This is a genomic window from Mucilaginibacter limnophilus (assembly GCF_004005815.1).
Classification (GTDB): domain Bacteria; phylum Bacteroidota; class Bacteroidia; order Sphingobacteriales; family Sphingobacteriaceae; genus Mucilaginibacter; species Mucilaginibacter limnophilus.
Window position 1 is genome coordinate 636,012 of sequence record NZ_SACK01000002.1, and the last position, 25,993, is coordinate 662,004.

Consider the following 25,993-nt stretch of genomic DNA (forward strand, 5'->3'; position numbering starts at 1 on the left):
TCTTTTAATATCATATAACCATAAGTAATGGGAATGTGTTTTTTATTGTTGATAATGAGTAATCAAACAAAAAAAAGTCCTGCCTTCTGGCAGGACTTCATGGTGTAAAAAATTAACTATTATTGAGGGCTGAAGCAGCAGCGGTTAGGCTGCTGCTTCGGTGTTGATTAAGAACATCCCATTGAGTTGCCGCAGTTAAGGCATTTGTAGCAAGTGCCCGAACGTACAGTAGTGTGGCCGCATACATTACAGCTTGGTGCGTCGCTCTGTACACCCATGCTCAGGTCAACGCTTAATTGTGGTTTGCTGCCGCCGGTAGTGGTAGCTGCTGCTACCGGTTTAGACGGCTCATAAACGTTGGTTTCGTCGGTGTTATAGTCGCTGTCTTCAAAGCCGCTGCCAACTACCGCTTTTTGCTCGGTAATCACGTGTACCAGGTCGGTACGGTCAAGGTATTCATAGCCCAGCATCCTGAAAATGTAGTCGATAATAGAGGTCGCGCTCTTGATGTTAGCGTGGCCCATTACCATACCTGCAGGTTCAAAGCGGGTAAAGGTGAATTTCTCTACATACTCTTCAAGCGGCACACCGTACTGCAAACCTACCGAAACAGCTATAGCAAAGCAGTTCATCAGCGAGCGGAAGGTAGCGCCTTCTTTGTGCATATCCACGAAGATCTCACCTAAAGTACCGTCTTCATATTCGCCTGTGCGAACGAAAACTGTCTGACCGTCAATGCTGGCTTTTTGTGTATAACCACGGCGTTTGTGCGGAAGGCTTTTCTTTTGCACCACACGCGACAGCTGGCGCATAAAGTGGGTATCTTTTGATTTCTCGATGATAGCCATCGCTGCTTCCAATACTTGATCAGGGGTAAGGTCGCTTAGTTTTACGTTAGCGGCTTCGCCCAGTACTTCTTCAACGCTGTCAAGTTTTTCGTCGGCTTCTTCCTTAACGTCTGATTTTGTTGAAAGCGGCTGAGACAGTTTACAACCATCACGATAAAGCGCGTTAGCTTTAAGGCCTAATGCCCATGATAGTTCGTAGCAGTCTTTTATCTCTTCAACCTTAGCCTCGTTTGGCAGGTTGATGGTTTTTGAAATAGCACCTGAAAGGAACGGTTGCGCAGCAGCCATCATTTTGATGTGGCCATGCGCGTGTATGTAACGCTCACCTTTCGCGCCGCATTTGTTAGCGCAATCAAAAATAGGGTAGTGTTCTTCTTTCAGGTATGGCGCACCTTCAATGGTCATGGTACCGCATACATACTCGTTAGCTTCGGCAATTTGTTTTTTGCTGAAACCAAGTGAACGAAGCAGGTTAAAGTCAGGCGCGTTGTATTGCTCAGGAGTAAAACCAAGGCGTTTTATAACGTCTTCGCCTAAAGTCCAGATGTTGAAAGCAAATGAAATCTCAAATGCTGAAACAACTGCTTTGTCAAGCTTTTCAAGTTCGCCGTCAGTTAAACCTTTAGCTTTTAAAGTTTCAAGGTTGATATGCGGCGCACCTTTTAAGGTAGCAGCACCTTTGGCATAGTTTACTATAGCGGTAATTTCATGCTCTTTATAACCAAGGTTTTGCAGCGCCTCAGGAACGGCCTGGTTGATGATTTTGAAGTAACCGCCGCCTGATAGTTTTTTGAATTTTACCAGGGCGAAGTCGGGCTCGATACCTGTAGTATCGCAATCCATTACCAAACCGATGGTACCTGTTGGTGCAATAACGGTAGTTTGAGCGTTACGGTAACCATGTTTTTCACCCATTTCAACCGCTTTGTCCCATGCGTTGCATGCAGCTGAAAGCAGGTAGTCAGGACATTGTTTCTGGTCAATTCCCGGAGGAAGTATTTCCAGCCCTTCGTAGTTTTCAGTTGAGTTGTATGCCGCGTAGCGGTGGTTGCGCATTACACGCAGCATGTGCTCCTTATTTTCTTCGTATCTGCGGAACGGACCTAACTCGCGGGCCATTTCTGCCGAAGTAGCGTAAGCGGTACCGGTCATGATAGCGGTAATAGCGCCGCCGATAGCACGTGCTTTATCGCTGTCGTAAGGAATACCGTTAACCATTAATGCCGAACCAAGGTTAGCATAGCCCAAACCTAAAGTGCGGTAATCATATGATAACTCAGCCACTTCTTTCGACGGGAACTGTGCCATTAATACTGAAATTTCAAGTACGATAGTCCAGATACGGCAGGTATGTTCAAAGCCTTTTACATCAAAAGTGCGGGTTTGTTTATCAAAGTAATGCGCAAGGTTAACTGATGCCAGGTTACATGCGGTATTATCCAGGAACATGTACTCTGAACATGGGTTCGAAGCGTTGATACGGCCACCCTCAGGACAGGTATGCCATTCGTTAATAGTAGTATCAAACTGTACACCAGGATCGGCGCAAGCCCATGCAGCAAAAGCGATATCATCCCAAAGTTTTTGTGAAGAGATTGATTTTACCACTTTACCGTTCATGCGGCCTATCAAATCCCATTGCTTGCCTTCTTTTAAGGCATGGAAAAAGCTGTTAGGTACACGTACCGAGTTGTTAGAGTTTTGACCAGAAACAGTGCGGTATGCTTCGCCTTCATAATCTGACGAGTAACCGGCAGCTATTAAAGCGGCAACTTTTTTCTCTTCTTCAACTTTCCAGTTTACAAAGCTGTCAATTTCAGGGTGATCAAGGTCTAAACACACCATTTTAGCCGCACGGCGTGTTGTACCGCCCGATTTAATGGCGCCGGCTGCCCTGTCGCCTATTTTCAGGAACGACATCAGGCCTGATGAGTAACCACCGCCCGAAAGTTTTTCGTTTTCGCCGCGGATGCGTGAGAAGTTGGTACCAACGCCTGATCCGTATTTGAAGATACGCGCTTCACGTACCCAAAGGTCCATAATACCGCCTTCGTTCACCAGGTCATCCTCAACAGAAAGGATGAAACAGGCATGTGGCTGCGGACGCTCATATGCTGAAGTTGATTTGCTTAATACTTCGGTAACCGGGTCAACATAGTAGTGCCCTTGCGGTTTGCCGGTAATGCCGTATGAGCTGTGCAAACCGGTGTTGAACCATTGTGGCGAGTTTGGTGCAGATAGCTGACCAACTATGGTATAAACTATCTCGTCGTAAAAAATCTCCGCGTCCTTTGGGGTAGCAAAATACCCATAACGTGATCCCCACTCTTTCCAGCAGTTGGCCATGCGGTGGGCCACCTGTTTAATACTTTTTTCTGATCCGGTTGTACCGTCGGGTTGTGGTACCCCGGCTTTACGGAAATATTTTTGGGCCAATATATCGGTAGCCACCTGCGACCATGATGCAGGCACCTCTACGTCATTCATTTCAAACACCGCGTCGCCCGAGGGGTTACGTATAACCGATGAACGTTTTTCGTAGGTAAATAAGTCATAAACGCTTACCCCTTCTTTACTGAAGTACCTGCTCACCTTCAGTCCTTTACCGCCGGCCGCGGATGCTTTTTTAGGAATGTTTTTGCCCATAGCTGTTAATGTTTTTATTATTTATTCGTCAGTTAGAAAAATCTCAGAGAGTTTTTAACCAAATTTACCGTCCTCAATAACACCAGACAATTCAGAGTTTTCCACACTATGTTAGCCTAATAGGTTATCAGCAATGGTGTTTGGTATAATTAGCTAATTTACAGTATTTTAATATTGTGGAAAACTATAAATTTAACGTTTTATGCCTTTTTTGGAAAGGTTTTTGCTATAGTAATTAACGGTAAGTTTGTTATAAATTAAATTTAAATTAACGTGCAAATTTTGCATCAGTTAACAGGATATAAAACGATTTATCAATATAATAAACTATTTTAGTATTTGTAACGTTTTTGTTATACAAAACGTCTTTTAACAAGTTAAATAATTACAGCTATGGGAATGATGAGAATATACTACGATTATTATTTCGGTAAACTCGACAGATTAGTTAACAGGGTTTGTAAAGCCGAAATATTTTAAAATAAAAAGAGCCGCATAATGCAGCTCTTTTTATTTATGTATAAGCGTTGAGTTGGTTACTCGATAACACTCACTTTAAGCATATTGGTTTTGCCTTGTTTTGAAATAGGCACAGCCGCAGTGTTTATCACCACATCGCCCGGCTGTATCAGGTTCTCTGTTTTAAGTATTCCGTTTACATCGCTGATGGTTTCATCAGTACTCTCCAGCTTGTCATAATAAAACGCGCGTACACCCCAAACTAAGCTAAGGGCATTCAACAGGTTTTTATTTGAGGTGAAGATATAGGTATTGGCTTTAGGCCTGTAGCTCGATATTTCAAAGGCAGTGTAACCGCTGGTAGTCATTGATACGATGCCTACGGCGTTGGTATGGCCTGCCAGAAAAACAGCTGATGAACATACGGCGTCGCTCAGGTAATTTGGTGATGCTTCGTCAAGATTATCCTGTTTTGTATTAAACGGATAACCAAACTCTTCAACGTTACGCACGATTTTGGCCATAGTTTCGATAACGATAACCGGGAACTCGCCAACTGATGTTTCACCGCTCAGCATCACCGCATCTGCACCGTCAAGTACCGAGTTGGCAACGTCATTCACCTCGGCGCGAGTTGGGCGCGGGGTGGTTATCATTGATTCAAGCATCTGCGTAGCAACAATAACCGGTTTTGATGCTGCACGACATTTACGGGCTATCATTTTTTGCAGTAATGGCACCTGCTCCATAGGCATTTCAACGCCCAGGTCACCACGGGCAACCATCACACCGTCGGTAGCGGCAATAATTGCGTCAATATTATCAATAGCCTCAGGCTTTTCAATTTTAGCAATAACGCGGGCGTTGCTGCCACGAGAGTTGATCACACGTTTCAGTTCAACAATGTCCGACGCGTCGCGTACGAAAGAAAGGCCTATCCACTCTACATCATTATCCAAAGCAAAGTGCAGGTTACCAAGGTCATCTTCAGTTAAGCTTGGAATAGAAACCTTAGTGTTTGGTAGGTTAACACCCTTGCGAGATGTTAATATACCGCCGTGTACCACTTCGCAAACAACGGTATCCTTGCGGTTGGTTTCAATAACACGCATCTGTATCTTACCATCGTCAAGCAAAATAATCTCATTGGGTTTTACGTCCTGCGGAAAGGTTTCGTAAGTAATGTATATCTGGTTGTCGTCGCCAATACACTCATGGGTGGTCATGTTTATACGTGTACCGTTCACCAGGTGTATGCCACCGTCTTTTACCAGGCCGATACGTATTTTCGGTCCCTGAAGATCGGCCAGTATGGCGACATTGGTTTTGTACTGCGCGTTAATTTCCCTGATAGTGTCAATCACTTTTTTGTGATCCTCTACTTTTCCATGCGAAAAATTGAGGCGGCAAACATTTACGCCTGCCTTTATCATAGATAACAGCACGTCTTTCGGCGACGATGCAGGTCCCATGGTGGCAACTATCTTGGTTCGGTTGTAATGCAATTTCATATATTGGCTGCTTATATATTATATAGTGTATATATTATGGTGTAAACATAACACTTCCAAAAATCCGGCGCTAAAATAGAAGATTTTCACGGGATTTTAACTTTTTAGGGTCAATCTTTACCGCGGTAACTATTTCAGGTATTTTGTTAAGGGATACAATTAATCCCTCAAGTTCATCATCATCAATATAATTCTTGATCATTAAAAAGTAATCGGTACCACGCATTTCGGGCACAAGATATCCGTCGCTTCCCTTATTGGCTATAAAATAAAAGTCGGTTTCGGTAGTTTCCCAATAATCATGGTATATTGAAAAATATACCGGGCCGTTACCGGGTTGTATCTCTACCTCAAGGTCGGGGCTTTTAACAAAATTAAAATGCAGGTTCTTATTAATCAGGTAACAGGTGCGGTAATCTTTTAATGACGTAGTTACTGCAATCAGCACAAAATCAAGATCGATTTCAAACTTTAAGACTTTCCTGTTCAAAAGCATTATTTTTGCGGGGGTAAATCTACTAATACAAACCGTCGAGTTAAAATTTTGTTATGCATAATGTGCAAAAGTTTTAGATTTGATATTTAAGAGAATTTATCTTTCTTTGCATCGAAAAAATTATTAATCATTAAATTACAAAAACCATGTCTGATATCGCTTCAAGAGTAAAAGCTATCATCGTAGAAAAATTAGGTGTTGACGAGAGTGAAGTAACACCTGAAGCAAGCTTCACCAATGACCTGGGTGCAGACTCTTTAGATACCGTAGAATTAATAATGGAGTTTGAAAAGGAATTTAACGTAGCTATTCCTGACGATCAGGCAGAAACTATCGGTACCGTAGGTCAGGCTATCGCTTACCTTGAGAAAAACGTTAAATAAGGGACTCCCAAACCTATTAAATGGAGTTTAGAAGAGTAGTAGTAACGGGGCTTGGAGCACTTACTCCTATTGGCAACACTGTACCGGAGTATTGGGACGCGTTGATAAAAGGAGTGAGTGGCGCTGCCTTAATAAAAAGTTTTGATACAACCCATTTCAAAACTAAGTTTGCCTGTGAGCTTAAAGGATTTGACGCGGATGGATTTTTAGGGCGTAAAGATGCCCGTAAGCTCGATCCGTTTGTGCAATATGCCTTGTTTTCAACCGAAGAAGCTGTAAAAGACGCCGAACTTGATTTCGATAAACTGGACACCAGCCGTATAGGCGTTATCTGGGGATCGGGCATTGGCGGCTTGAAAACTTTTTTGGATGAGGTGGTAAACTTTGCCAAAGGTGACGGTACCCCAAGATTTAACCCGTTTTTCATCCCAAAAATGATATCGGACATTGCGCCGGGCCACATTTCAATAAAATATGGCTTGCGCGGACCGAATTTTTCAACTGTATCTGCCTGCGCGTCGTCAAACAATTCATTGATTGATGCATTCAATTACATCCGCCTTAATAAGGCTGAGATGTTTATAACAGGCGGTTCAGAGGCTATTATTAACGAAGCAGGTATAGGCGGTTTCAACGCTATGCACGCCCTTTCAACCCGCAACGACGATCCGGCCACGGCATCACGCCCGTTTGATTTGGACCGCGAGGGTTTTGTGGCAGGCGAAGGCGCAGGAACCATAATACTGGAAGAACTGGAGCATGCTAAAGCCCGCGGCGCTAAAATATACGCCGAAATGGTGGGTGGCGGCATGAGTGCCGATGCTTACCACATGACAGCACCTCATCCCGAAGGGTTGGGCGCGGCGCTGGTAATGAAAGCGGCTTTAAAAGACGCCGGTATGACCCCTGCAGACATCGATTATGTGAACGTACACGGCACTTCAACCCCTATTGGCGACCCGCAAGAGGTAAAAGCGATACAGGATGCCTTCGGCGACGAAGTTTACCGTATTAACATCAGCTCAACCAAATCAATGACCGGGCACCTTTTAGGTGCGGCAGGCGCTGTTGAGGCCATTGCTTCTATACTTGCGCTTAAAAACGGTATCATTCCGCCAACCATCAATCACTTTACTGATGATCCGGCGTTTGATCCGAAAATAAACTTTACCTTTAACACAGCGCAGCAGCGCGAGGTAAGGGCTGTACAAAGCAATGGCTTTGGTTTTGGTGGCCACAATGCCTCGGTTATTTTCAAAAAGTACGAAGCTTAAATGTGTGTTAATGCCAATCAGCCGGTTTTACAAGCTATATTTATCGCCTAACAGAAAATATGTTAAAGTATTAAAGAATTTGCTCGGCTTCGTGCCGGGCAATTTGTCTTTATACAGGCTGGCATTCAGGCATAAGTCGGTAGCGCAAAACGTAAAGCATGGCGTAAAGAACAGCAACGAACGCCTTGAGTTTTTAGGTGACGCTGTTTTGGGCAGCGTTGTAGCCGAAGTGCTTTTTAAGCAATATCCTTATAAAGACGAAGGCTTTTTAACCGAAATGCGCTCGAAAATTGTGAGCCGCGTAAACCTTAATCAGCTCGGACGCAAGCTGGGCTTTGAGCAGCTTATTGAGTATGATAACCGCATACTTAACTCGGGTCGGCAGGGCTCACTATTGGGTGACGCTTTCGAGGCGCTGATAGGCGCGGTTTACCTGGATAAGGGTTATGAGTTCACCAAGAACTTCCTTATCAACCATATTATTAAGTCGCATATCGATATCCATACCCTCGAGCAAACTGAAACCAATTTCAAGAGTAAGCTTATTGAGTGGTGCCAGCGCCATGGTAAGGATATCAGCTTTGATTTGATAGCTAACCAGGAAGGCGAAAGCACCAAGCTGTTCACCATACAAACCAGTGTTGACGGTGAACCTTTGGGCATTGGCAAAGAGTTCAGTAAAAAGAACGCCGAAAAACTATCAGCAGAAAAAGCCTGCGAAAGCTTGGGAATTTAAGCTTGATTTTGGATTTCGAATGTTCAATTTCGAATTTATTCCTATTCTCCAAACACGTCATTGCTGGAAACGAAGCAATCTCTGAACTTTTTCTTATACCATTTTGTCATGCTGAGGAACGAAGCATCTATCGCCGGCTTTGTCGTTTACCAAAGATTCTTCACTTCGTTCAGAATAACAATACGTCATCCCGAACTTGTTTCGGGATCCCTCAGGACAGCTTTGCTTTGCATGTGAGATGCTGAAACAAGTTCAGCATGACAGAAGAATAATTTGAAGTAAGTTTTGAATCAATGATGTCATCCCGAACTTGTTTCGGGATCCCTCGAGACAGGTTTGCTTTGCATGTGAGATTCTGAAACAAGTTCAGCATGGCATACCATTAAGCTTTAGAGTTTAGTATTTAGATTTTAGATTTAAAGATTCTACTGTAATCCCTTCACCGGCGGTTGTCCTTTCTTATAATGCTCATACCAGCGTTTGGTGCGCTTCACCAAATCATAATCATTCCAGGTTTTAAGATCTTCATAATTTGGCGAATAAGTATCGATAAACCTTTGTGCCTCAGCATCAGTGGTAATACCGGTTATCCGTTTAACAAACTCCTTGTTATAACGCTTGTTGATCTCGTTCTGCTCAAGCTCTTTTTGCGCGAAGCGCTTAAAGTGCGCGGCGTTTTTGGGCGTTCGTCCAAATAACTCATATAAACCTGTCAGCGGTGAATTTAAAAATAAAAGCGCCGGTGGCTTACCGTCGAAAAAAGTGCCTTTGCCCCGGTAATCCTTCATTACATCACTTAGTTCCTGTTGTTTGCTTTGTGCTTTTACGCTCACTTCATCAAGCTGAATAACCTTAGCCTCGGGCATATAAACGGCAATATCAAGCTGATTAACCACTACCTGTTTTACTGCGGTATAACCGGTTTTCGTAAAAAGTAGCGTGTCTCCCGGTGTAGCGTTTATAGTGAAGATGCCCAGGTTGTCGGTTAATACTTTCGTGTTCGTTTTAAGATTGGCAACTTGTGTTTGCGACAGTCTTAACGATGAGTTTTGTTTGAAAACCATTCCGCGAACCTGCTGGGCAAAGGTTTCACCCGGTATCAAAAAGAGTAAAAAAAGTAACCAGAAGTATATCAGCCTCATGTGCATATTCAACGTAAACTTAAATATTGTATTTCACAGTAATTGCTAAAAAGTGTTAAACCGGATGTGCCTAAGTTAAGTGGGCTTAAATAACTAAAAACGCTATCTTTGCGCATGATAAAATCCATGACCGGATATGGCACCGCCAGTTTTGATACGGGCGGCACTAAATATACCGTTGAGATAAAATCCCTTAACAGCAAATTTCTTGAGCTATCGTTACGCCTGCCAAAAATGTTTACTGAAAAAGAATTTCAGTTACGTACCGAGTGCAGCAAACAGATAGAACGTGGTAAAGTAAACCTTACCATTAACGTTGAACAAACCGGCACAGCAGTTAAAGCCGCCGGTATTGACACCGCTTTGCTTAAGCATTACTACGAACAGCTTAAAAACGTAAGCGCCGAACTGGGTGAGCAGTCGGGTAATTTAATGCAGCTGGCATTAACGCTTCCGGAAGTGGTAAAATATGATGAAGAAACCATATCGGAAGAAGAATGGAAAGTAGTTGAAAAAACTTTTAACCAGGCATTGGCAGCTTTCACCCAGTTCAGAAAAGATGAAGGCGACGTGCTTGAAAAAGATATAAAATATCGCATAGGCATTATACAGGAAAACCTGAAAGCGGTTGAAGTAGAAGAACCAAAACGAATTCCGCTGATACGTGAACGCCTGAACAATTTTTTAGCTGAAGCAGCAGGCGTAGAGGTGATTGATCATAACCGCTTTGAGCAGGAACTGATCTACTACATTGATAAGCTTGATATCACCGAAGAAAAGATCAGGCTGAAAACCCACTGTGATTATTTCCTGGAAACGCTGAAAGCGGATGATGCCAGCGGCAAAAAGCTTGGTTTTATAACACAGGAAATAGGCAGGGAAATAAATACCATTGGTTCAAAAGCCAACGATGCCGGCATACAAAAGCTGGTGGTGGGTATGAAAGAAGAACTGGAAAAAATAAAAGAGCAATTACTTAATGTGTTGTAGTCGTCAGTCATTGGTCATTGGTCATTTGTCATTAGTAAGCTACTGGCAAGTAATTTTAAAATGCCAACGCCCAATGACCAATGACTAATGACCAATGACAAAATGGAAGGCAAACTGATCATATTCTCGGCCCCCTCGGGTGCAGGCAAAACCACAATAGTACACCACCTGCTGGGTAAAATTCCGGAGTTGGAGTTTTCAATCTCGGCTACCACACGCCCTGCCCGGGGCGATGAGCAGCATGGCAAAGATTATTACTTTATCAGCAAGGAAGAATTTTTGCACCTGATAGCCAAAAAACATTTTGTTGAGTTTGAGGAAGTGTACACCGGTACGTTCTATGGCACCTTACGATCGGAAATTGAGCGTATATGGCAGGAAGGCAAAACAGTAATATTTGATATTGATGTTGAAGGAGGTTTGCACCTTAAACGTAAGTATGCCGACCAGGCACTTGCCATTTTTGTACAACCGCCATCGCTGGAAGTATTAAAGCAACGATTGAGTGGCAGGGGTACCGACAGTCCTGAAAAACTGCAGGAACGCTTTGCCAAAGCAGAGAAAGAACTAAACTACGCGCCACAGTTTGATATAATCCTTAAAAATTACGACCTTAACACAGCTTGTGCTGAAGCTGAGCAGTTGGTGAAAGATTTTATTGGCTAAGTTGGAAGTTATAAGTTTGCTTGATTTGAATGAAGATAGGCTTATTATTCGGTTCGTTTAACCCGGTACACATCGGGCATTTAATAATAGCCAACTATATGGCCAATCATACCGCGCTTGATAAGGTATGGCTGGTGGTGTCGCCGCAAAATCCCTTTAAAAAGTACAGCGATTTAATTAATACCTACGACAGGCTGGAAATGGCTAAGCTGGCTACCGATAATGCTACCAACATTGAGGTAAGTGATGTCGAGCTAAAGCTTCCGCAACCATCATACACCATTGACACCCTAACCTTCCTGAGAGAAAAATATCCGCAGCATGAATTCGCGCTCATTATGGGGTCAGACAACCTGGTTACCCTGCATAAGTGGAAAAACTATAAGCTTATACTTCGTGATTATCGCATATTTGTATACCCCCGGCCGGGCTATGAAAATGCTGAGCTGGCATCGCATCCATCAGTAACCATAACCATGACACCGCTGATGGAACTATCGGCAAGTTTTATCCGTAAATCACTGGCAGAAAAAAAGAATGTACAGTATTTTGTGCCCGATGCGGTGCTGAATTTTATTGAGAGTAAAAACTTGTATAGGTAAAAATCTGTATATTTATATAAACATTAGGAGTGATGATTATAGCGAAAGACAAGTTGGAATATATAGTGAGCACTATGCCGGATAATGTAGATGTGGAGGAAGTGTTTGACAGGATATTATTAATGGCAAAAATTCAACAAGCAAGGAAGCAAATAGAAGAAGGTAACTTTTTAAGTGAAGAAGACATGGATAAAGAAATAGATTCATGGGATTAAAGCTGATCTACTCAGAATTTGCTCGTCACGATTTAAAAGAAATATATGATTTTATACGAGAAGACTCTTTAAAGTATGCAAAGCGCGAAATTAGTTTAATTAAAGAAGCCCTCAATAAGTTAAAGACAATTCCTGAACTTGGCAAACCATTTGAAGATACTGAAAATGATTTAACCAGGGAACTTATATACAGGCGCTATCGCATCATATATGAGATTGTCTCTGATAAGCAAATCAACATCCTCACCATCCACCATCACGCTCGTTCCCTTTCCAATAATCCTGCTTTTAATGACGAAGATTAAGTAGTAGCTTTGTTTTGTGAGCGACAAAACCATACTTAAACTGCAATTGCCTACCGATCCGAAATGGGTGACCAACGTGGTAGAAAGCAACATCGAAGAGATTTTAACCGACCACGCTTTTTGCGAGCAGAAGGCCGCCAGCAATGCCATAACCCTTATTGTACAAAACCCTAACCTGAGCGATTTGGTGCAGGAAATGGCTGCTTTAGTGCAGGAAGAAATGGATCACTTTAAACGCGTACATGACATTATACTTGAGCGTGGCTATGTGCTTGGCCGTGAACGTAAGGACGATTACGTAAATGAACTGGTGAAATTCATGAAAAAAGGCGGTAGCCGTCATGAGCAATTGATAGACCGCCTGCTGTTTGCCGCCATGATTGAAGCCCGCAGCTGCGAACGTTTCAAAGTACTGTCAGAAAATATCAAAGACGAGCAGTTATCCAAATTTTATCACGAATTAATGGTAAGCGAGGCTACACATTATTCGATGTTTATCCGCCTGGCTAAAAAGTATGCCGATGGTATTGATGTTGACAAACGCTGGAAGGAATACCTCGACTATGAGGCACAAGTAATTCAAAATTATGGCAAGCGTGAAACTATTCACGGCTGATTAGCCTGCGCTAAAACTCCCGCCACATTAAGCAGATAATTATCCATCATGTCAATAGCCACGATATCATTGATAAACCCGATGTACATATCCGGACGTACAATTATGGCTTTTTTTTGATCGAGGTTGCTGATGTCAAAAGCAGTAAATACGGCGGTATTTTGCGTTGAGGGCGGCAGGTAATAAAGATTGAGGATGCCGTTATATTTTTGCGTTATCCACTTGGCAAGGGTGAAAATGTCTATTTCCTTATACTTCCCAAGCACAATAAGCGTGAAACCGGGCTTACTGCACCATGCATGCAGGTCGGTTTCCTGCTGTGTTTTTTCATCATATATTTTGATGTAAGGCAGCCTGTCGCCCGCCTTAATAGCTGACGAGCGGCTAAGGTGTAAGTTGATTTTACTATGCCGGTAGCTAATACTTGTTTGAGATACCTGCCTGAAAAATAACTCTTTAAACTTCTGGCTGCCCCATACCAGTTTAAGTACGCCCGGCACAACCCACCGCTTGGCAAAATTGATGATGAAGTTTCCTGTGGTGATGATGTTGAACGCCCTGTCGGTAGTGTGAACAAGCGCTTTGGCTACGGGCATGCGCTCGGCGGCGTAGCTGTCAAGCATCTGCGTGTTTAGCTGACCGTTTATTACGCCTGCCAGTTTCCAGGCAAGGTTATACGCATCCTGTAAACCGGTGTTCATACCTTGCCCGCCAACAGGTGAGTGGATATGCGCCGCATCACCTATCAGGAAGCAGTTGCCCAACCTGAAATTTTCAGCCACACGGTGATGAATTCGGTATAACGAAAACCAGTTGGTTTTTGCCAGCTCGACCGGCCAGTTAGTCACTTTTCTCAGGTAGGGTAATACATCCTCAACAGTAACATTTTCCTTATTTTCAAGTGAGGCAGGCAGATCGCCCAGAATGCGGTAAGTATCCTTATCAGGCATGGGAAAAAATGCCGCGAGACCTTTTTTAGCGAGATGAAGTTCTATGTTGCTTTTTAACTGTCCGGGTGCCAATTGCGCATCAATAAGATAAAAGCTGTGCGGATAAGTATCGCCGACAAATTTAATATTCAATTGCTTGCGTACTTTGCTGTGCGCGCCGTCGGCTCCTATAACCCAGTTGCAGGTTGTGATTTGTTCGGCGTTACCATCGTTTACAACAGCAGTTACATTTTGGCTATGTTGTTTAACTGATACTAAAGTTGTATTCCAGTATACCGGGCAGCAAAGGCGGGTAAGCTCGTCAAGCAGCAGGCGCTCATTGCGGCTTTGCGGGTAGAAGAACACATAAGGGAAGGGCGTTTGTCCGGTACCTATGTTTTCAAAGTCGAATGATGCCTGCGGTTTGCCATTCTGGTTAAAAGTTATCCCTTCAGACGGTTTGCCTTCGCTTAATACACGATCAACCAAGCCCATTTGCCGGTATATCTCCATGGTGCGTGCCTGTACGGCCAAAGCCTTAGTATGGTCGGTCGGGCCATCACGCTGATCAATAATTATGGGCTGAACACCATAGCGTAGCAATTGTGCCGCCATCATCAATCCTGACGGACCTGCGCCCACAATTAAAACGGATGTTTGCTGCGGTATGGCCATTGTTTATCGGTATAACAAAAAAATAGCGGGTTTTTTATGCAGATCAGGTGGTTGCATTTTCCAGGCGGCAAGCGTTTTGGTTTGTACCATTTCGTCAGCAGCGGTAATGTTGCAGGCTATGCAAAGAAGCGTATTCGGGTTGCCGCTTTTTAACACTTCTTCAAGTAGCTGGTTGTTACGGAAAGGCGTTTCAATAAACAACTGGGTTTGCTTATTACGCTCGGCCAAGCCTTCCAACTCCTTTATTTTTTTTGCACGCTGAACCTTATCAATAGGTAAATATCCATGGAATGTAAAGCTTTGCCCGTTAAAGCCTGAAGCCATCAGTGCCAGTATGACAGAACTCGGCCCAACCAGCGGTACCACCTTTATGCCTTTGCGGTGCGCTTCGGCAACCACATCAGCGCCCGGGTCGGCAATGCCGGGGCAGCCTGCCTCGCTCATCAGGCCAACATCATTACCGGCCAGCAATGCGGCAAAGAAGTTATTGTCGGCCTTGTCGCGGTTGTGCTTGCCGTAATCGTGAATGATAAGTTCGCTTTGCGGTATTTTAAGTCCGGCTTCCTTTAAAAAACGACGCGCGGTTTTCTCGTTCTCAACAATATATTCCTTAATGCTGTTTATAGTATCAACCAGGTATGGCGTAAACGATTTTGCCGCCGCATCATCAGCCAGCGGAACGGGAATTAGATAAAGCGTGCCTGTTGCCATATTGCAAAAGTGGCTTTTTTTATTTAATTTAAGCTTCATGAAAGGAGATTGAACGAATGAAACAGCTTGGTATCAACTGGTTTATTGAGGGCGCTATTGATTTTGAACATAAAAAATACCTGCTTTTAAGTTATCTGCAGGAAATTAACCGCCACTTTGATAAAAGCAGGTTATACCCTAACCTTACCGACCTCATTTTTCATTATAATAATCTTTTAGAATTTAAACAGAACAAATCGGTATTGCAGCAGGCGTTTCCGCAACGGCTTACCAAGGCTGATATCGACGCGGTTAAACTTACCTACCAAAAGATCATTCAGGACGATAACTCGATGCAGGAGATTGAGCGTATCATCGGCTATGCTATGGGTAAAATAGATCCGGCGATACAAACAGGTAAAGAGATTTATGATTTTGTTGAAAGCCGCCTGAATATTGATCCGGTAGGTGTAGTGCCGCTGCTGCCCTATCATGGTTATTTTTCGCTTCGCAACGGCGACGACCGTACAAATTTTGTATATGAGTACCGCCTCACCATTTTTGAAGGAAAGGATGACAAGTACCGTGGGATCAACATCGAGTTTGTAGAAACGTACGAACAAGGCATAGTTAACACGCCTGAAAGTGTAAAGCGGCATTTGATAAGTACCCGCAGGCACCTGCCAAACCCTGCGGTATATTATGTGCAAAGTGATATCGCCTTTCCGCTCGAGCAAACGCTGCTTCCGGTGGCTAAACGAAGTTTGGTAAAGTATATATCGAGTGCGGCTTAGTTATAATCGGGAATTTTTAAATACTGCTTGGAGAAGATTTTTCACTCCGTTCGAAATGACAGTTAAATATTGAACAAAACGGATGTCATTTCGACGAGGAACAAGGAGAAATCTTCTGTGACTTATTATAAACATCTCACTTACTGATTAGACACCAGCTTACAAACTAATTCTCCGAGCCGCGTGGCTCCGTCAGGCGAGATAGGTTTTCGGTTGCCGATGATAAAAGTGTGTTCGTTTATCTCAATAACATAATCTTGCTTACGGATGTCGAGCAGTGCCTTCCTGAAGCCAGGTGTTAGGGCCGCCGATGCTTTATAACGGTCATCGGCAATCACATAAAAACTATTACTGAACGCCTTATCATCCTTAAAGTCAAGCTCAATGGCGTAAACCAGTTCTGCAAGTTTATCAACAAACGTTTCGGGCCGTATCATAACGCGCCCGGCATCATGCTTTAAAAATCCAAGTCCCCACACCTGGTAATCCAAATGTTCGATGTTTGATCCTCTTGGCGAAAGCGTTTTTATAAACGTTTCTACAAACATTATGTAGCAGCTGTCGGTAGCTGTTCTTATAACATATGAGCTGCGTATCGTGATACCCGCATAATGGCTGAATACTGAAAACCCTTCCACCTGAAAATCAATATGCCCCGTCGGCTCCGCTTCAAACTTCTCACGAAGCGCGGCGTAAGTTTCGCTTAACACATCTGTATTGCTTCCGTTTAAGCTAACAGTCTCAAAGGGCATATCCATTTTCTGAATAATCTATTTAAGTTTTTCCAGCGCGGCTTTAATGCGCGGTATAGTAAGCTGTATATCTTCGTTGGTTATAGTACCTACCGATGCCCTGAACCAGGCCATGTCTTCACCGGTACCAAATGCCGAAAACGGTACAAAGGCAATACCCGCGTTTTTAATCAGGTAAAAGTTAATGTCGGTTGCCGTTTCTAGTACCTTGCCCTCAGGCGTGGTTTTGCCCAGGTAATCAATTTTTATGGTAAGATAGATGGCGCCCATCGGCTCAATAGAATCAACCGCGAAACCTTCAGCTTTCAATTGCTGAAACCCGCTATGTAAACTGTTCAGGCTTGTTTGTACGTGTTCTTTAATATTGTCAAGATAAGTGTTCACAGTGCTTTCGCCTGCAAGGTATTTTGCCATAGCCACCTGCTCGGCTTTTGGCGCCCATGCGCCCATATGGCCTACAATGGCTTTCATGTTATTCACAATTTTAGCCGGACCAAAACCCCAGCCCACACGTACGCCCGTTGCGGCAAAGCATTTTGAACCGCCATCAACAAAAATAGTGTAGTTGCGCAGTTCGGGGCGCAGTGTAACAGGGTCATAGTGTTTGTGCTCGCCAAAGGTAAGCTGCGAGTATATCTGATCATACAGCAGGTAAAGCGGTTTTTCACCCTCAGCGCGGGTTTTGTTCTCTTCAATAACCAGATCACAAATTTCTTCCAGGTCTTTTTTGCTGAACATGGTACCAGTTGGGTTAAGCGGCGAACACAGCGCCAGCAAAGCAGCCCCTTTTATATACGGACGAAGCTCATCTGCCGTAGGCATAAAATTATTTTCGGGTAGGGTTTGCACCATTATGCCATCGGCCTTCAGCAAGTCGCAGTAGTGATTATTGTTCCATGACGGTGCCGGGAAAACCACCTTTTCGCCGGGGTTTACCACGGCCAGGTATATCGAATAAATAAGCGGACGTGATCCGCCGGATATCAGTATTTCGTTAGCGGCTGCGTAATCAAGTCCACACCTTTGTTTCAAAAATTTAGAAACGCTTTCGCGCAGGTTCAGCATGCCATCGGCCGGCGGGTAATTGGTTTGGTTTTGGCCATAAGCCTCAATAATGCCTTGCTTCAGTTCGGCAGGAATAGGATATATATTCGAATCAAAATCCCCAATGGTAAGGTTGGCAATATTTTCGCCTTTACGCTTCAGTTCGTTTATTTCAGCGGCGATTTTAATTATTTCAGATCCGCGCAGATTTTGGGCTAATGCCGATACACTCATAATAGTATTGTTTACCGGCAAATATAATTAATAAGGCGGGATGCATTAAATACACACAATTAAATTATCACTGTTGTAGCGCTGTATTACTTGTTGCCGTTTTTACTGTAAATAATTCAGCCCAAACAATATGAAACAATTTTTAATAATATTGATGATAGCTGCAGTTGGTTTGCAAGGCTGCAAAAAAGACAAAAACCACGTTGACCCGGACATTCATTTTTCGGTGCCGTCCGATAATATTTTAAGTTATAACAACCCGATCCCGGCGCTCGATATTGACGGTGATGGTATAAGGGATGCAGGTTTAGCCGTTTACTTGTATATGGAAGACGGCTGGACTATTGAGCACTATTATATCTATCCTGAAGATCATGCTGATATAGCAGTGCAAAATGAAGATGACGGTATTGCTTTTGAAGCAAACAAAAGCATCGCGGAAGGTTTTACTCCAAATGGCAAATGGTATAACAATCGTACGGTTTTATTTGAGAAGAGAATCAAAACTAACGAGGTTATGTTTACAGGCAACTGGAAAAACGCCCGGGACAAATACCTTGGTTTGCGTATAAAAAAGAATGGCAAATATTATTACGGATGGCTAAAGATGAGTCACCGGATAGAGGATAACAATGCAACTGTGCTGGTAATATCACGTATGGCCATACAAAGCCGGCCCGATACACGAATTAAAACAATCGATAAAAATTAACTATAAAAAAAGCGGCTGTATTTACAGCCGCTTTTTTTATTATCCTGCTATTGGTTTTCGCAGTTTTATCAGGCGAACCCAATGCATAAATTTCATTACAGGGTAAACCGGATCAAGCTCAAACCATTTTGCACCGAAGTTGGCCTTGTTTGGGCTGCGGTGGTGATTGTTCTGGAACAGTTCGCCAAGCATAAGAAAATCAAACGGGGTTGAATTTTTTGATTTGTCGCCGTTGTCAAAGTTAGCGTAACCATACTTGTGGCCGCACCAGTTAACAATGGCGCCATGCAGCGGGCCCATTATATAATGTACAGGCAGTAACAAAAACATCCACCAGCTGGTAGCAAACGCGATATAAAACCAGGTATATAAACCAACAAATACCAGGCGCGAAGCAATGGTTGAACCCCATTTATCAATAAGCGGCCATTCAGGAAGGTTTCCTTTAAAACGGGCTTCAGGTTCTTTTAAGCGGCGCAGGTGCTGACCGTAATTTAACGAGGTGTAATACATCATTTGAAAAACATCCCTGAAAAAGTGCGGCGAATGCGGATCCTTTTCGGTATCGCTGTAAGCATGGTGCTCACGGTGCATTAACGCGTATGCGCGCGGATTTAAAAATGATGATCCCTGACAAACGAATGTAAGGAAATGAAAAATGCGCTCCCTTACCTTGCCTGTACTGAACATTTTATGAGATGCATAACGATGCAGGTAAAATGTTTGAAAGAACAGGGAAAGGAACCAGTGTGCAAGAAAGAAAATTAATATATACACAATTAAGACTTATAATAGATATTCAAAAAATTACGCAAAGGTACAATTAATAACCCGTAGTAACTTTTAAATTATACTAAAAGTGACCCAAATCAAAAAAGGCCGCCCTATTTACCAGGGCGGCCTTTTTTGAGCGTAATGCCTTATACAGCGCTGTCGCGAAGTAATTTAATACGGTCGTGACCTTCGTTAATTTTTTGTTGCTGAGTGCTAAGCAACACAGCTACGGTTGCAGGCAGTTCTTCTGCCAGGGCCGATTGGTATGCTTTTTTAATAGCATCTTCGCCACGTTCACACTCTTCAAGTATGCTTTTACGGTCGTGTCCGCTAAAAGTAGCTTTTACATCAAGCCATGCACGGTGTATAGTACCGGTGATGCTATTGCCATGATCGGGCTGATCGCCAAGCTGAGCTACAGCAGCAGTTAATTCCTGTACGTTGGTGCGGCTGTCTTGCGCAAACATGGTAAACAGGTTTTGCAGGTCATTATCTTCAGGGCTTAATTCTTTGCTGGCGCGGGTAAAACCGTCCACGCGGTCGTTATTAAGCTGTATCAAATCGTTTAAAACTTCAACTGATTTTTCTATGGTTTCCATAATAGTATCTAATTAAAAAATTTATTGTTTAGTTAAATAAATAACCTGAGTAGGTGTTTTTTGTTTGATAAAAAATGAAAAACTACAGGTTGTAACTATCCGGAGTTAAAAAATTATCAATTGTAGCATAGGTAGTTAATCTCAGGGAAACGTAGAGTTATTATTGCGCCGAAGATGTTGGATATTGCTGATAACACCGTGCTTCAGTTGCAAACTGAAGCACGGTGTTGACGGTGTTGACGGTGTTGACGGTGTTGACGGTGTTGACGGTGTTGACGGTGTTGACGGTGTTGCAGGTGTTGATTTATATATATACTGTTGCCGTCAACACCTACACTTTGCTTTACGCTTTCATTCCAAACACCTCCGCCAGCAACTCGTACGAACGCAGCCTGTCTTCAAATTCTTCGGTAATGGTAACAATCATTAATTCGTCAACATCATATTCATCAGCCAGGGTAGTGAGTTTTGCTTTTATTTGATCGGGTGTACCGGTGATAACGCGTTTGCTGTTATAGGCAATGCGGTCGAGCTCGGCCTGGGTGTACTCAATGTCCTTTACGTCTTCATAACCTATTGGGAAAACTGGCGCGCCCTTTTCAAACTGCAAAAAGCGGTGTTCCATCACGGCGCGGTGCTGCTTCAGCTTTTCTTCATCTTCCGAGCAAAAAACAAACAGCGCCACGTTTACCTGCGGTTGGGCCAGATCTTCCGACGGTTTAAAGCGCTGACGATACATCTGCACGCTTTGCGCCCCGCCATACGGGTTGATAAAATGCGCGTACGAAAACGCCATGCCAAAATGCGCCGCGAATAACCCGCTTTGCCCGCTCGAGCTAAGCAGCCACATGGCCGGCACGGTTGATACCTGCGGTATAGCCCGCACTTTTGACTGCGGTGTACCGGGCACGCCGCGATCGTGAAAGTAGTTGATCAGGTCGTGCAGTTGTTCAATAAAATCCTGCTCGCTAAACTGGTTGCTGGGGTTAAGCACGCTCGCGGTAAGCCTGTCGGTACCCGGCGCGCGGCCCATACCCAGGTCAATCCGTCCCGGGAAAAGCGCTTCAAGCATCCTAAAGTTTTCGGCAACCTTTAAGGTACTATGGTTAGGCATCATAATGCCACCCGAACCAAAGCGCAGATTTTGGGTTTGGCCTGCCAGGTGTGCAATCAATACTTCGGGCGTTGAGCCTGCAAGCAGGCCGGTATTATGGTGTTCGGCCACCCAGTAACGGTGATAGCCTAATTGGTCGGTATGTTTTGCAAGGGAAATGGTTTCCTGTACCGCCTGTTCAGGTGTTACACCTTTGCGTATGGGCGACTGGTCGAGTACACTTAGTTTAATTTGCTTTGTCATATATAATATATGTATACAACGCAAAACTAAACGTACGGTGCTTTCAAAATAAGCACAAGCCGTTTTATGGCATTGCCATTATATAAAGCGGCCGGAAGTGTAAACATATCTTACTTAATTCCCCTAAAACAAGCATGTGATATATTTACCTCCCGGCCGCTTAACTTGAACTATGCTGCGGTTATGGGTTGATCTTTAAATTAATCGATCGGGGTGCCGATTGCAAAGTGCCTTTCTTTGCTATCAGCTGTATGGTATAGGTGCCCGGTTTGCTGAATTTCACTTCCGGGTGTTCGTCTGTCGACGCCGGCGGTCCGTCGGTACCAAAGGTCCATAGCCAGCTGTCAGCATTTTTTGACAGGTTAACCAGCTGTATCGGCTCGTTAACCGTGTATGGAAACGGATGGTATGGTAAAGCAAACTTAGCTACCGGGTTATTATTCGCAGTGATGTTAACCGTATCGGTAAACACCGTCTGCTGGTCGCCATTAATGGCGGTTAAAATAACCGCGTAATCACCGGGCTGGTTAAACGTTACTTTCGGGTTTGGCTCATGGTAGATGTTGCCGTTTATTTCCCATTCATATTGCAACCCGTTAACCGATTCGTTGTTAAACTGCACTACTGCAGGCGCATAAGTTTGATTGTCTTTATAGGTAAATGAAAAATGCGCCAGTGGTTTGTTGTCAGTCGCTATGGCCAGTGTTTGTTTATATACCGACTTGAGTTCGCCCTTTATAGCCGTTAGTACCACGTCATACACGCCTTCTTGGGCATATTTCACTTTGCCGGGTATTTGCTGTGTTGATGTTTCGCCGTTGCCAAAGTTCCATTTGTAGCTATCAGCGTATTGCGAACTGTTTGCAAACGTTATTTCAGCATTTACCCGCTGAGTGCCCGTCCAAGTGAAATGCGCTAAAGGTTGCACATCTTCATTTTTGTTTGGATCAGGCTTGCTGCTGCCGCCTTTTTTGCAGGCGCTTTCCGCAAGTATCAGCATGGTTAGGGCTGCCAGCCATAGGTTAACGTTTCTCATTGTCAAGGTAGATGATAGCGATGGGAGGTAGAGGCCCATCGCTATTGTATATTGAGCCCTCGCGGGCGGTTGATTATTTTATGTTGTAATTGAACAACTCAGATTTGCTTACGTCTTCGTCGCCAAACTTGCTGTAGATACCAATGATACCTACGCCTTTTGCTACATAGAAATCAAGTTGTGACAGCGTTTCCCATTCGCCTTCCTCTAATTCTACTTGTAATTCAACTTTGCTGTGAATAACATTGCTATAGTTTTTGCCGAGGATGTTTTTAGAAATGCCTTTTTCAACAATCGTAGTTTTTACTTTTACTGTAAATTCGGTTTCACCGTCTTGAACTACTAAATCCTCAGTCCAGTTATCACCGGCATTTTTTGCATCGTTTAAGTAAGTTAACGCTATAGCTTCATTCAGGCCTGCTTCGTAATACATGCTGTAAACGCTGCCGTTTACGCCGATAAAGCCCTGGCTGGTTTCGTCGCCGGTAACTGAATTTAATATATGGTAAGTTTTACCGTTTACGTTTTTGGTTTCGGCTAACATGGTGTTGGTTGAAGTGTCAACAGACGCGCCTTCACCAAACGATGTGTTGCGGTATTTCCAAACTGAACCTGCGGTAACGGGTTGGTAGCTGTCGCCTTTGCCGCCAGGGTTGTTGTTATCGTCTTTGTCTTTTTTGCAAGCGCCTAAAAACAGGGTTGCAACTGCTGCTAAAGTGAATATGGTTTTTTTCATGATGTTTAATTTTTAAAGCCTTTCACAGGGCTGTTTTTGTGATTAAGTAAATGTTTTAAAGTGTGCCGCCAAACCCAGGGTACCGGCTGCATTTGCGGCGATTTGAAGACATTGACGGAATTTTTTGGCCTGGCGTTACAATGGGTGTTTGAAAAAAATTGTTAAAGCTTGTCTTAGTGTAATAATCAGCCAAATAGGGATTGTACGCGTAATTTCTCTATATAGAAAGTGAATTTAGGCACCCGGAAAATGGGGACTTAGTGTATTGAGATTTTTTGAAAAAAATTGTATATAATCATTATTTTAGGAGTGATGAGCATTTTTATTTTGATGTTAATGTGGATGCTTCCACAACAAAAAGCACCGATACCAAGCCTTGCCGCTGATATTAAAAAGGATAGAGAGATAATATATGACGGGCATATAGATTACAACAGGCATATTAACTTCAATCATTTTACTAAGTATGCCCGGATGAATTTTTCAGCGTTTAAATTCAAACGTTATCAGGAAGGAAAGCATAACGTGATGAGGTGGGAGCGCAAAGGAAAAAACAAACTGGTGATTTATCAGATATCAACCGCAATACCAGTAGATACGCTATCCGGGCTAAACGAGATACGGTTAGACAGTCTTCAGACTAGCCCCGGTGAAAACCTACATGTAAAAACCACTTTTTATTTTACTACCTACATTATCAAGCCGGCTAATGGTAAGCCCCTTATTTATCAAACCGGAAAAACTTCGGGATTGCAGTTTTATATGGTGGGGGATGAAACTATTTCCCCTGTTTATGAAGCGATAGAAGTTGGCGTAAAATATCCTGAATTAAATGAGCTGTTAAAAATTGCCTCAAAGTAATCATCATAAACCCGATTGAAACGGATACCGGCCAGTGCTTAAGGCCTGCAGGCGTATGAGTGAAAAGCGGGAGCTGCCGGAAAAGATGAGCAGGGAAACTGCTTTTTAACTTTCAATAAGGTTACTTTTTGTAGCAGAGTGGTATAAAAAGACAGAATGAAAAATCTTTTGCCTATACTCATTTTTGTTACACTTGCAATGGTTACTGCATTGTGGGCTTCTTGTTGTGGAGCTATGTTAAACCTGATAAGGAACCGACTGTAACGATGCAAATTATAACTGAGTTGAATACGGCGATAATGAAAGAGGCCCGAGGAAATATTTGACGACTCAGTTCGCAGTGTAATTGCATTGTTTTTCATGTGGCGAGAAAAATGTTGCTGCTAAACGCACTAAATGGGCCCGATGTCTATGTGTGTACTGTCGCATCTCCTAATCTAAAAATTGATACCGTTTTGTTACTTGATATTAATACCGGAAACAATCAGATTCCGGAAATCAATTAAATATCTACCTCAAATCGAAAATGCAAACCGGTTAAAGCGTTGCAGGGTACAAATACCAGAAACATGGCTGAATAAAATTATCGATATCAATACAGATATTCTAACATTACTCTTAATCTGATGATTAATCACTCAACTTAAATGGGTTTCTAAAGACCCAACAGAGAAACAACAGTCCGATTGAAACGGCGCCCTGGATGAGGCGCCGTTTAATAGTTTTACCAAAGAAGTTATTAATTAACGTTGTATGTAAGGTAGTCAAAAAATATCGGGTATGAATTGGCAGAAGTTGGGGTTACTGCTGCAATGCGGTAAGTATATCCCGGCAAATGACTTGGCAAACCTGTAGGATGAGTTATAGTGGTATAACCCTCTACAAATGGCGCGTAAAAAGAAGTAGTACCACCACCAGGTGCTATAAGATACAACGTAACTCCTAAGGTAGTAGGTGCAGGAGCAGGTATTAGGCTACCAGGTCCGGTTTCGAAAAACAAATGCAGGGTTATTTGACTATTGTCACTCGACAAAGTGGAATAAACTTTATAACCCGGATACGCAAATGGTGAAAGATGGACCTTTTTTTTAACCGGGTTAACGTCGGCTTGAACAGCTGTAGTTGACAAAAATAAAGTTAATGCCAAGAATAGAACGGCCCATGGGCGGAAGAGGTTTTGGTTTTTTTTCATAATTAAATTGGTTTTAATATTTGGTTAAACGATTTAGTGGTAAGAAAGGTTGCCTATCTACATATTTTTTTACATAATTTTTTAAATGTTTCAATTCACAATTGTTGCAACTTGGTCGTTTAAGCGTTTTAACCGTCAGCATCAGTTTAAAAGCAAGCATTTTATATAACCAAACTATTCGCAAAAAGCATTTGACAATCACGCATAAAAGCGTATCTTTGCAGTCCCGAAATTACGGGGTATAATAAACGTTTAATTAATTTAATTTTAAGCAAGTGAATACGTTAAGTTACAAAACTGTCTCGGCCAACAAAAAAACCGTTAACAAGGAGTGGGTTGTTGTTGACGCGGAAGGCGAGATTTTGGGGCGCTTGTCTTCTAAAATCGCTATGATTATCAGAGGAAAAAACAAGCCAAGCTTTACCCCAAACGTAGACTGCGGTGATAACGTTATCGTTATTAATGCAGACAAGGTAAAACTGACCGGAAACAAATACAGCGACAAGCAATATGTTTCTTACACTGGTTACCCAGGTGGTCAGCGTTTCATTTCTCCTAAGGAGTTAATGGCAAAGCACCCTGAGCGCGTAATTGAAAAAGCCGTTCGTGGTATGCTACCTAAAAATCGTTTGGGCAAAGCATTATTTGGCAACCTGCATGTTTACGCAGGCGCCGAGCATCCGCATGCCGCTCAAAACCCTAAAACCATTTAACTTTTT

Annotated in this window: 27 protein-coding genes; 13 read left to right on the forward strand and 14 right to left on the reverse strand. The window is 43.1% G+C overall.

All coding sequences use genetic code 11. The features are described from left to right. Positions 1 to 167 precede the first annotated feature (167 nt). The 3 genes from EOD41_RS07335 to EOD41_RS07345 all read right to left on the reverse strand — a co-directional run bounded on the left by EOD41_RS07335 (position 168) and on the right by EOD41_RS07345 (position 5,960). Positions 168 to 3,494 carry a vitamin B12-dependent ribonucleotide reductase gene (locus tag EOD41_RS07335; RefSeq protein ID WP_127704132.1) on the reverse strand — a complete coding sequence of 1,109 codons (3,327 nt, stop codon included), beginning with the start codon at positions 3,492 to 3,494 and terminating at the stop codon, positions 168 to 170. Positions 3,495 to 4,030: 536 nt separating this feature from the next. Next, positions 4,031 to 5,464 carry a pyruvate kinase gene (gene pyk, locus EOD41_RS07340; RefSeq protein ID WP_127704133.1) on the reverse strand — a complete coding sequence of 478 codons (1,434 nt, stop codon included), beginning with the start codon at positions 5,462 to 5,464 and terminating at the stop codon, positions 4,031 to 4,033. A 70-nt stretch (positions 5,465 to 5,534) separates the two neighbouring features. Further along, positions 5,535 to 5,960, reverse strand: a complete 426-nt coding sequence (locus EOD41_RS07345) for an IPExxxVDY family protein (RefSeq protein ID WP_240663242.1) — start codon at positions 5,958 to 5,960, stop codon at positions 5,535 to 5,537. Between the two features lie 146 nt (positions 5,961 to 6,106). On the opposite strand from EOD41_RS07345, the gene EOD41_RS07350 reads away from it, so the two are divergent. From EOD41_RS07350 to rnc, 3 genes are read left to right on the forward strand one after another with little or no spacing between them, the layout of a single operon-like run. Continuing rightward, positions 6,107 to 6,343, forward strand: coding sequence for an acyl carrier protein (locus EOD41_RS07350; RefSeq protein ID WP_008508386.1), 237 nt, complete (start codon positions 6,107 to 6,109; stop codon positions 6,341 to 6,343). Between the two features lie 20 nt (positions 6,344 to 6,363). Then, positions 6,364 to 7,617: a beta-ketoacyl-ACP synthase II gene (fabF, locus tag EOD41_RS07355; RefSeq protein WP_127704134.1), complete on the forward strand. Its 1,254-nt coding sequence runs from the start codon at positions 6,364 to 6,366 to the stop codon at positions 7,615 to 7,617. Between the two features lie 10 nt (positions 7,618 to 7,627). Then, the gene (gene rnc, locus EOD41_RS07360) at positions 7,628 to 8,353 is read left to right on the forward strand and encodes a ribonuclease III (protein ID WP_127704135.1); all 726 of its coding nucleotides are present in this window, start codon (positions 7,628 to 7,630) and stop codon (positions 8,351 to 8,353) included. Positions 8,354 to 8,778: 425 nt separating this feature from the next. Here the strand turns inward: rnc and EOD41_RS07365 are convergent, their stop codons facing one another. Then, the gene (locus tag EOD41_RS07365; RefSeq protein ID WP_127704136.1) at positions 8,779 to 9,495 is read right to left on the reverse strand and encodes a hypothetical protein; all 717 of its coding nucleotides are present in this window, start codon (positions 9,493 to 9,495) and stop codon (positions 8,779 to 8,781) included. Between the two features lie 114 nt (positions 9,496 to 9,609). Between EOD41_RS07365 and EOD41_RS07370 the strand changes: the two genes are divergently transcribed. The 6 genes from EOD41_RS07370 (at position 9,610) to miaE (ending at position 12,889) form a co-directional block, all read left to right on the forward strand. Continuing rightward, the gene (locus EOD41_RS07370; RefSeq protein ID WP_240663245.1) at positions 9,610 to 10,485 is read left to right on the forward strand and encodes a YicC/YloC family endoribonuclease; all 876 of its coding nucleotides are present in this window, start codon (positions 9,610 to 9,612) and stop codon (positions 10,483 to 10,485) included. Positions 10,486 to 10,587: 102 nt separating this feature from the next. Beyond that, entirely contained in the window at positions 10,588 to 11,151 is a 564-nt protein-coding gene (gene gmk, locus EOD41_RS07375) for a guanylate kinase (RefSeq protein WP_127704485.1), read from the forward strand. Positions 11,152 to 11,180: 29 nt separating this feature from the next. Next, a complete protein-coding gene (nadD, locus tag EOD41_RS07380; protein WP_127704137.1) occupies positions 11,181 to 11,753 on the forward strand; it encodes a nicotinate (nicotinamide) nucleotide adenylyltransferase in 573 nt (190 codons plus the stop codon). Between the two features lie 32 nt (positions 11,754 to 11,785). Further along, entirely contained in the window at positions 11,786 to 11,968 is a 183-nt protein-coding gene (locus EOD41_RS07385) for a hypothetical protein (RefSeq protein WP_127704138.1), read from the forward strand. Beyond that, entirely contained in the window at positions 11,959 to 12,273 is a 315-nt protein-coding gene (locus EOD41_RS07390) for a type II toxin-antitoxin system RelE/ParE family toxin (protein ID WP_127704139.1), read from the forward strand. Before EOD41_RS07385 ends, EOD41_RS07390 begins: the two co-directional genes overlap by 10 nt. A gap of 16 nt (positions 12,274 to 12,289) precedes the next feature. Continuing rightward, positions 12,290 to 12,889 (forward strand): tRNA-(ms[2]io[6]A)-hydroxylase, encoded by a 600-nt coding sequence (miaE, locus tag EOD41_RS07395; protein WP_240663247.1) that lies wholly within the window; start codon positions 12,290 to 12,292, stop codon positions 12,887 to 12,889. On the opposite strand, the gene EOD41_RS07400 is transcribed toward miaE, so the two are convergent. Further along, on the reverse strand, positions 12,880 to 14,493 hold the full coding sequence (locus EOD41_RS07400; protein ID WP_127704140.1) for an FAD-dependent monooxygenase: 1,614 nt from the start codon (positions 14,491 to 14,493) through the stop codon (positions 12,880 to 12,882). The genes miaE and EOD41_RS07400 overlap by 10 nt on opposite strands. Positions 14,494 to 14,496: 3 nt before the next feature. Then, entirely contained in the window at positions 14,497 to 15,204 is a 708-nt protein-coding gene (locus tag EOD41_RS07405) for an SAM-dependent methyltransferase (RefSeq protein WP_127704141.1), read from the reverse strand. A 56-nt stretch (positions 15,205 to 15,260) separates the two neighbouring features. Between EOD41_RS07405 and EOD41_RS07410 the strand changes: the two genes are divergently transcribed. Beyond that, on the forward strand, positions 15,261 to 15,977 hold the full coding sequence (locus EOD41_RS07410) for a hypothetical protein (RefSeq protein ID WP_127704142.1): 717 nt from the start codon (positions 15,261 to 15,263) through the stop codon (positions 15,975 to 15,977). A 140-nt stretch (positions 15,978 to 16,117) separates the two neighbouring features. Here the strand turns inward: EOD41_RS07410 and EOD41_RS07415 are convergent, their stop codons facing one another. Then, the gene (locus tag EOD41_RS07415; RefSeq protein WP_127704143.1) at positions 16,118 to 16,729 is read right to left on the reverse strand and encodes a hypothetical protein; all 612 of its coding nucleotides are present in this window, start codon (positions 16,727 to 16,729) and stop codon (positions 16,118 to 16,120) included. Positions 16,730 to 16,747: 18 nt separating this feature from the next. Next, positions 16,748 to 18,007 (reverse strand): pyridoxal phosphate-dependent aminotransferase, encoded by a 1,260-nt coding sequence (locus tag EOD41_RS07420; protein WP_127704144.1) that lies wholly within the window; start codon positions 18,005 to 18,007, stop codon positions 16,748 to 16,750. 130 nt (positions 18,008 to 18,137) lie between these two features. Between EOD41_RS07420 and EOD41_RS07425 the strand changes: the two genes are divergently transcribed. Further along, positions 18,138 to 18,719: a hypothetical protein gene (locus EOD41_RS07425; protein ID WP_127704145.1), complete on the forward strand. Its 582-nt coding sequence runs from the start codon at positions 18,138 to 18,140 to the stop codon at positions 18,717 to 18,719. A 39-nt stretch (positions 18,720 to 18,758) separates the two neighbouring features. Here EOD41_RS07425 and EOD41_RS07430 read toward each other — a convergent pair whose 3' ends face one another. The 5 genes from EOD41_RS07430 to EOD41_RS07450 form a co-directional block, all read right to left on the reverse strand. Further along, positions 18,759 to 19,496: an acyl-CoA desaturase gene (locus EOD41_RS07430; protein WP_127704146.1), complete on the reverse strand. Its 738-nt coding sequence runs from the start codon at positions 19,494 to 19,496 to the stop codon at positions 18,759 to 18,761. 143 nt (positions 19,497 to 19,639) lie between these two features. After that, positions 19,640 to 20,092, reverse strand: coding sequence for a ferritin-like domain-containing protein (locus EOD41_RS07435; protein WP_127704147.1), 453 nt, complete (start codon positions 20,090 to 20,092; stop codon positions 19,640 to 19,642). Between the two features lie 343 nt (positions 20,093 to 20,435). Beyond that, complete coding sequence (locus EOD41_RS07440) at positions 20,436 to 21,449, reverse strand: LLM class flavin-dependent oxidoreductase (protein ID WP_127704148.1); 1,014 nt, start codon at positions 21,447 to 21,449, stop codon at positions 20,436 to 20,438. Between the two features lie 181 nt (positions 21,450 to 21,630). After that, on the reverse strand, positions 21,631 to 22,485 hold the full coding sequence (locus tag EOD41_RS07445) for a PKD domain-containing protein (RefSeq protein WP_127704149.1): 855 nt from the start codon (positions 22,483 to 22,485) through the stop codon (positions 21,631 to 21,633). Between the two features lie 73 nt (positions 22,486 to 22,558). Continuing rightward, entirely contained in the window at positions 22,559 to 23,221 is a 663-nt protein-coding gene (locus EOD41_RS07450; protein WP_127704150.1) for a hypothetical protein, read from the reverse strand. Between the two features lie 312 nt (positions 23,222 to 23,533). On the opposite strand from EOD41_RS07450, the gene EOD41_RS07455 reads away from it, so the two are divergent. After that, positions 23,534 to 24,082 carry a hypothetical protein gene (locus EOD41_RS07455; protein ID WP_127704151.1) on the forward strand — a complete coding sequence of 183 codons (549 nt, stop codon included), beginning with the start codon at positions 23,534 to 23,536 and terminating at the stop codon, positions 24,080 to 24,082. Positions 24,083 to 24,821: 739 nt separating this feature from the next. Here EOD41_RS07455 and EOD41_RS07460 read toward each other — a convergent pair. Then, positions 24,822 to 25,274: a hypothetical protein gene (locus EOD41_RS07460; RefSeq protein ID WP_127704152.1), complete on the reverse strand. Its 453-nt coding sequence runs from the start codon at positions 25,272 to 25,274 to the stop codon at positions 24,822 to 24,824. Between the two features lie 275 nt (positions 25,275 to 25,549). Between EOD41_RS07460 and rplM the strand changes: the two genes are divergently transcribed. After that, the gene (gene rplM, locus EOD41_RS07465) at positions 25,550 to 25,987 is read left to right on the forward strand and encodes a 50S ribosomal protein L13 (protein ID WP_127704153.1); all 438 of its coding nucleotides are present in this window, start codon (positions 25,550 to 25,552) and stop codon (positions 25,985 to 25,987) included. Positions 25,988 to 25,993 lie beyond the last annotated feature (6 nt).